Annotated in this window: 7 protein-coding genes and 1 pseudogene; 7 read left to right on the top strand and 1 reads right to left on the bottom strand. The window is 59.0% G+C overall.

Annotated elements, in window-relative coordinates:
* Positions 1-389: 389 nt before the first annotated feature.
* The 6 genes and pseudogenes from DBR24_RS34825 to DBR24_RS12390 form a co-directional block, all read left to right on the top strand.
* Positions 390-740, top strand: a pseudogene (locus tag DBR24_RS34825) (ABC transporter permease); the annotation flags it as partial.
* A gap of 312 nt (positions 741-1,052) precedes the next feature.
* Positions 1,053-1,418, top strand: a complete 366-nt coding sequence (locus DBR24_RS34830) for an FtsX-like permease family protein (protein ID WP_371921273.1) — start codon at positions 1,053-1,055, stop codon at positions 1,416-1,418.
* Complete coding sequence (locus tag DBR24_RS12375) at positions 1,408-2,478, top strand: lipocalin-like domain-containing protein (protein WP_128614897.1); 1,071 nt, start codon at positions 1,408-1,410, stop codon at positions 2,476-2,478. Before DBR24_RS34830 ends, DBR24_RS12375 begins: the two co-directional genes overlap by 11 nt.
* A gap of 75 nt (positions 2,479-2,553) precedes the next feature.
* Positions 2,554-2,796 carry a hypothetical protein gene (locus tag DBR24_RS12380; RefSeq protein WP_128614898.1) on the top strand — a complete coding sequence of 81 codons (243 nt, stop codon included), beginning with the start codon at positions 2,554-2,556 and terminating at the stop codon, positions 2,794-2,796.
* An 11-nt stretch (positions 2,797-2,807) separates the two neighbouring features.
* A complete protein-coding gene (locus tag DBR24_RS12385; RefSeq protein ID WP_123467528.1) occupies positions 2,808-2,990 on the top strand; it encodes a hypothetical protein in 183 nt (60 codons plus the stop codon).
* Between the two features lie 85 nt (positions 2,991-3,075).
* Positions 3,076-3,660 (top strand): hypothetical protein, encoded by a 585-nt coding sequence (locus DBR24_RS12390; RefSeq protein WP_123467530.1) that lies wholly within the window; start codon positions 3,076-3,078, stop codon positions 3,658-3,660.
* 359 nt (positions 3,661-4,019) lie between these two features.
* Here the strand turns inward: DBR24_RS12390 and DBR24_RS30925 are convergent, their stop codons facing one another.
* The gene (locus DBR24_RS30925) at positions 4,020-4,817 is read right to left on the bottom strand and encodes a glycosyltransferase family 2 protein (RefSeq protein WP_158277035.1); all 798 of its coding nucleotides are present in this window, start codon (positions 4,815-4,817) and stop codon (positions 4,020-4,022) included.
* A gap of 224 nt (positions 4,818-5,041) precedes the next feature.
* On the opposite strand from DBR24_RS30925, the gene DBR24_RS12400 reads away from it, so the two are divergent.
* Positions 5,042-5,860 (top strand): VanW family protein, encoded by an 819-nt coding sequence (locus DBR24_RS12400; RefSeq protein ID WP_128614905.1) that lies wholly within the window; start codon positions 5,042-5,044, stop codon positions 5,858-5,860.
* Positions 5,861-5,963 lie beyond the last annotated feature (103 nt).

The following is a 5,963-nucleotide window of genomic DNA, read 5'->3' on the forward strand; positions in this document are numbered from 1 at the left end:
GCGCATTGCTGGCCGGTGCCAACAGTCTGCTGCGCGCGGCTCGCTTGCCGCTGTTGGCGGTGGCGGAACCGCAGGCCTGGCATCAGCAGCATGCGCGCTGGTTGCGGCGTCAGGGGTGGCTGGCGGCGCTATTGGGCGCGATGGCGTTGCTGGCGCTGGTCTGGGGCGACAGACTCGGCAGTGGTTTTGCGTTGATGGCCGGGCTGCTGCTTGGCGCCGCGCTGGCGCTGCCGGTGGTGCTGAGCTCGGTGCTCAATCAACTGCTCGGGCGCAGTCGTTCGGTGCTCGGTCAGTGGTTTCTGGCCGACTGTCGCCAGCAACTGCCGGCGCTGAGTCTGGCGCTGATGGCGCTGCTGCTGGCGCTCGCAGCGAACATCGGCGCTGGCAGCATGACCGCCGGTTTTCGCCAGACTTTCAACGACTGGCTCGAACAACGCCTGAGCGCCGAGCTTTATATCAACCCGGTCAATCCGGCGCAGTCCCGCGAGCTGTATAGCTGGCTCAAGCAGCAGCCGAGCGTCAGCGCCGTACTGCCCAACTGGCAAGTGGCGGTGACCCTGCAAGGCTGGCCGGCGGATGTGTTCGGGACAATTGATCATCCGTATTACCGGCAGCACTGGCCGCTGCTCGACGCGATTGCCGGGGATCCGTGGGCGCACCTGGCGAACGACGACGCGGTGATGCTCAGCGAGCAACTGGCGCGGCGCCTGAGGGTGCGTGCGGGTGAGCATCTGAGCCTGCCGTTCCCGGGCGGAACCTGGTCACCGCGCATCGTCGGGATCTACGCCGACTATGGCAATCCCAGGGGGCACCTGCTGGTCAACAGCAACCATCTGTTGCGGCTGTGGCCGACACTGACGCCGAACCGTTTCAACCTGCGCATCGCGCCGCCCGACATCCCGTCATTTTTGTCGGCGCTGCAAACGCGCTTCCAGATTGATGACAGTCGCATCGTCGATCAGGCGCGGCTCAAGGGGTGGTCGGTGCAAGTGTTCGAGCGCACGTTCGCGGCTACGGCGGCGCTCAACAGCCTGACGCTGGCGGTGGCGGGTGTGGCGCTGTTCATCAGCTTGTTGACCCAGAGCCAGAGCCGCCTCGGACAACTGGCGCCGCTGTGGGCGTTGGGTGTGACGCGCCGGCAGTTGATGCTGCTCAACCTCGGCCAGACCTGGCTGCTGGCGGTGCTGACGCTGGTACTGGCGCTGCCGCTGGGAATCGCGCTGGCATGGTGCCTGGATGCGGTGATCAATGTGCAGGCGTTCGGCTGGCGGTTGCCGTTGCGGATCTTTCCGCTGCAACTCCTGCAACTGATGGGATTGGCGCTGCTGGCAACCTTGCTCGCCTCAGCCTGGCCGCTGTATTCGTTGTACCGCACGCAACCGGCGGACCTGCTGAGGACGTTTGCCCATGAGGATTAACCGGGTGGCGTCGTTGTGCCTGGCATTGCTACTGGCCGGCTGTGATCAGTCGGCGCCTGAACAAAAGGGCTTTGCCGGGCTCGGCGACCAGGCGGCGCAGTTCACCCCCGTAGTACCAGGGCGGGTGTTCAGCTTCCCGGCCGATCACGGTGCCCATGACGGTTTTCGTATCGAGTGGTGGTACGTCACCGCCAATCTCAAGGACCCGCAGGGCAACGATTATGGTGTGCAGTGGACGCTGTTTCGCAGCGCTTTGAAGCCCGTGTCGCAGCAACCGGGCTGGGGCAATCAGACGGTCTGGCTCGGCCATGCGGCGGTGACCTCGGCCACCGCGCACCATGCTGCCGAGCGTTATGCTCGGGGCGGCGTGGGGCAGGCCGGGGTGAACGTGGCGCCGTTCGAGGCGTGGATCGATGACTGGCGGTTTGCCAGTCAGGCGCAGGATCCCCTGAGCGATATGCAACTCAGTGCACGCGATCAATCATTCGCCTATCAATTGCACCTCACGTCCAGTCGGCCGCTGGTGTTGCAGGGCGATAATGGCTTCAGCCAGAAATCCGAGCAGGGCCAGGCCTCGTATTACTACAGCCAGCCGTTTTTCCAGGCCAGTGGCACTTTGCAGATCGACGGCCAGATCTACACCGTCAGCGGCCCGGCCTGGCTCGATCGCGAATGGAGCAGTCAGCCGCTGACCGCCAATCAGACCGGCTGGGACTGGTTCTCCCTGCACCTCGACAGCGGTGAACACGTCATGCTCTACCGCATGCGCCAGAAGGACGGCGCGCCATACCTCACCGGCACCTGGATCACCGCCGACGGCCAGGCGCAAACCTTGCGCAGTGAACAAATCGAACTCGTCCCGCAAGACACCGCCAAAGTCGCTGGACGTTCGATGCCGGTGCGCTGGACCATTCGCATTCCCGACAAGCAACTGGACATCAGCCTGTCCGCGTTGAACCCCAACGCCTGGATGAACCTGCGCATTCCCTATTGGGAAGGGCCGGTGCGGGTCAGCGGCAGCCATGGCGGGCGCGGCTATCTGGAAATGACCGGGTACTGACCGGCGCGCCTGCATTGGATTGAACTCCGTTTCATTTCGCCGCCTCTACACCGTAATACCTGTGGAGGATTGGCCATGAGCGACGACTTGCAACCCCCGGACCTCAGCATTTGGCAGCGCCTTTTCGACGACTCGACCTACTGGCAGCAATCCCCCGACGCTCACTACTTCGATCTGCAACGCATCGCCGACGACCTGCTGGGCCAAGGCGCGATCGATCTGGAGCAATGGCAGATCCTGCGCGCCAAGGCCGATGACCTGCACAAGGATTCCCCCGCGGTCAACGTCACCCGCGAACTTGACGACCCCGAAGCCTGAGGACAACCGCCATGAACCCCGTCAACTCCAGCGAACACCCCGACGAGCCCCGGCCACCAGGAGAAACCGAGCGCGATAACGACGCGTTGCGGCCAACCGATCCCAAACAGCGCCAGAACAGCGGCAAAGGCACACCGAGCGGCGAGTCCACCGCGCAGGACACGGCAAAGCAACAGACGACGGCCAAGCCCTGAACAGCGTCTATGCTCAGGGGCACATTCGGCGCCGAACGCGGTTCGACGCCGGGTGCTGCCATTCATCACAGGGAAAGGATCGTCTATGAAGCTTCATACACTGGCCAAGGCCATCACCCTCGCCACCGTACTGTCCGCCACCAGCTTCGGCGCATTGGCCGCCGATATTCCGTTGTCTGCCACCCTCGAAGCGGATCAGGTCACGACCAAAGTGATCTCCGTTGACGCTGCCAAGCACCAGGTCGTGCTCGAGGGCGCCGAAGGTCGTCAAGTGCATGTCCAGCTCAGCGACAAGGCGAAAAATCTCGCCAATCTCAAGGTCGGCGATCTGGTCAAGGTTGAAGTCCAGCGCTCCGTCGCCGCGTACCTCGACACCGATGTGGATAAAGGTCTGCCTGGCACCGTCGAGCATACCGGCGAGCTGCGTAACGCCCCGGGCAGCGATAATCCGGGCGGTGAAGCGTTCCGTCAGGTTCAGGTGCAACTGAAAATCACCAAAATTGATTTGAAGAAAAATCAGGTGACCCTGCAAAACCCGCAAGGTCAATCGAAAATCCTCGACGTGAAAAAGCCTGAAATTCAAGCCAAGCTGAAAGATTTGAAAGAAGGGCAGAGCGTCATCGTCACTTACACCGATATATTAAAAGTGACCAGTCAACACGAAAGTTGAGTATTAACTCTACGGCATGACTGCTCTTGTACAGTTTTTGTATTAGAGTAGTCATACTATTAATAGGGTTTAGCGATCCCGAAAGTTTCACGCAAGAAATCGTCGATAAATATCTGTTAACTTGTTCGTACATAATTTTTACATTGAAGTATGAGGACATAAGCGCCAACTTCTATTAAAATCCAACCCGTTCGCCCAGTGTCAGGGCTCTTTACCGGTGCATGGATTGCCAGGCCATTACACTGGGCGAACACCTCTTCGGAGCGGATGTATACAATTTCTGCAAGCAAAAAGGGCGACTTTGCAGTCGCCCTTTTTTATTGGACTTAAATTAACCTTCACTTGCATGGTCTTCTGGTTTATGCCCTCTGAAGACGCTTGAGGGTGGCCTGATACATCTTCGTGCGCCGGTGGTTTTCCCCGTAGGTACCCGCCGCGGCAACGGTTCCTGCCTGAATGTGATCCAGATAGCTGAAAATCTTGCGCGGCGAGAGGAATTTGATGCCGTAACCCAAGTCGACCATCCGGTCCTGCAGGGTATAACCGGGCACTCGATCATCCATACAAAAGTGCAGGCCTTGAGACTTCATCAAGCGGACATTCCACAACGTGCAGAAACTTTTCAGATGCGTTTCTTTGTAAGGTCTTGGCTGTTTCGAACGCAGGCCCATACGCACTTTCGCTTTACGAACATAGTGCTTGCAGAAACGCGAAGTTAAACGCCAGGTGTCACGAACAATTCCGCGATTGAGTTGCTCGACACAACCGACTGCGGCCATGTCCGGTGTTTTTGTGCACTCACGCATCATCATGGCAAACACTTCTTTGTCGTAGACAAAGGTGTCGGTGTGCAGCAGAAACAGATAATCGGTGTCGACTTTGTCCAGCGCCAGATCCAGCGCTTTGCCGTGCGCAATGTGGCCGGGTTCTTTACCCGGCGAAGGACGTTCGATCAGATTGATCCAGTCAAGCGAACGCAAGTAATCAAGACTGGCATCGGCCGAATCATTGTCCACGACCCACACCGGAATATGCAGCTCCTTGACATGTGGGTGCAATAACTCAAGACACATCCTGGTGATGTCAGGGGTTTTGTAATTTACCAAGACAAGACTGAAATTCGCTTGTGGCCGGGCTGGTAAATCGAACGCTCTCATATCAGAAGGACTCATCCGCGGTTCATGGGGCGACAGGGGGTTCATGAGACGCGATGGTAGCGACGCAACCTTAGTCGAACCTTAATTTGCAGATTTCCTGAGCGCGGCGAGTGTCTGAAAGCGTTCGATTTGCCTGGAAATGCCACGGGTGCCGGAGATCGTTACACGCTAAAATGCGCGCCCAACGGCTCAAGGAAGCAACGGCAAGCGCCGACGTATCACGGATGAAACCACTTTCCCTCTACCACCCGACCCTGTACTGGCTGCGCGTGTGGCAAAAAAGACTGTTCCGCCAGATCGCCTGGCGCTGCTCCGGCAAACGCTACGCAAGCCTTCGCGCACAGGCCGAGCGCCTGCCATTTCGCTACCTCAAACACACCTCGAAACTCATCCGCAAACTCGGCGATTCCGACCTCGCCCTGCAACACAACAAAGTCATCAACCTCAAACTGGCTGTCGCCGCCATCGACGGCGTCATCATCGCCCCCGGCGAACACTTCTCCTTCTGCCGCCTCGTCGGCCGCCCGACACGCGAACGCGGGTATGTGGAAGGCCTGGAACTGTCCTTCGGCGAAGCTCGACGCGGGGTGGGCGGTGGCATTTGCCAACTGAGCAATCTGATTCACTGGATGGCCATTCATTCACCGCTGGTGGTGGTTGAACGCTCCAACCACAGCTTCGACCCGTTTCCGGATGAGGGGCGGGTGCTGCCATTCGGGTCCGGGGCGGCGATTTTCTACAACTACGTTGATCTGGTGCTGCACAACCCGACGGATCGGAGCTTTCAGCTGAAGTTGAAGGTGGGGGACACGCAGCTGGAGGGCGAGTTGCTGTGCGATCAGGTACGGGAGTATCGGTATCACGTGTTTCAGGAAGGGCATCGGTTTGTGCGGGAGGGGGCGCGGGTGTATCGGGAGAATGAGATTTGGCGGGAAGTGCGGGAGAAGGGGCAGGTTGGGGAGTTGGTGGAGCGGGTGAGGTTGTATCGGAATCGGGTGGTGGTTAAGTATGACGTGGACGAGCAGGTGTTCGAAGCGAGCTAGTATTTTGCGCAAGGTTTTCGTTGGAATTTTTAAGCCACAAGGAAGTAACAAATGATCAAGCGTTTCAAAACTGTCGGTACGGCGGGCACGGCACTTTTTTCAC

Source organism: Pseudomonas sp. HMWF006 (genome assembly GCF_003061205.1).
GTDB lineage: Bacteria > Pseudomonadota > Gammaproteobacteria > Pseudomonadales > Pseudomonadaceae > Aquipseudomonas > Aquipseudomonas monsensis.

Coding starts and splice junctions, on each gene's coding strand:
- DBR24_RS12375 (WP_128614897.1), top strand. CDS start 1,408: ATGAGGATTAACCGGGTGGCGTCGTTGTGCCTGGCATTGCTACTGGCC.
- DBR24_RS12380 (WP_128614898.1), top strand. CDS start 2,554: ATGAGCGACGACTTGCAACCCCCGGACCTCAGCATTTGGCAGCGCCTT.
- DBR24_RS12385 (WP_123467528.1), top strand. CDS start 2,808: ATGAACCCCGTCAACTCCAGCGAACACCCCGACGAGCCCCGGCCACCA.
- DBR24_RS12390 (WP_123467530.1), top strand. CDS start 3,076: ATGAAGCTTCATACACTGGCCAAGGCCATCACCCTCGCCACCGTACTG.
- DBR24_RS30925 (WP_158277035.1), bottom strand. CDS start 4,817: ATGAGAGCGTTCGATTTACCAGCCCGGCCACAAGCGAATTTCAGTCTT.
- DBR24_RS12400 (WP_128614905.1), top strand. CDS start 5,042: ATGAAACCACTTTCCCTCTACCACCCGACCCTGTACTGGCTGCGCGTG.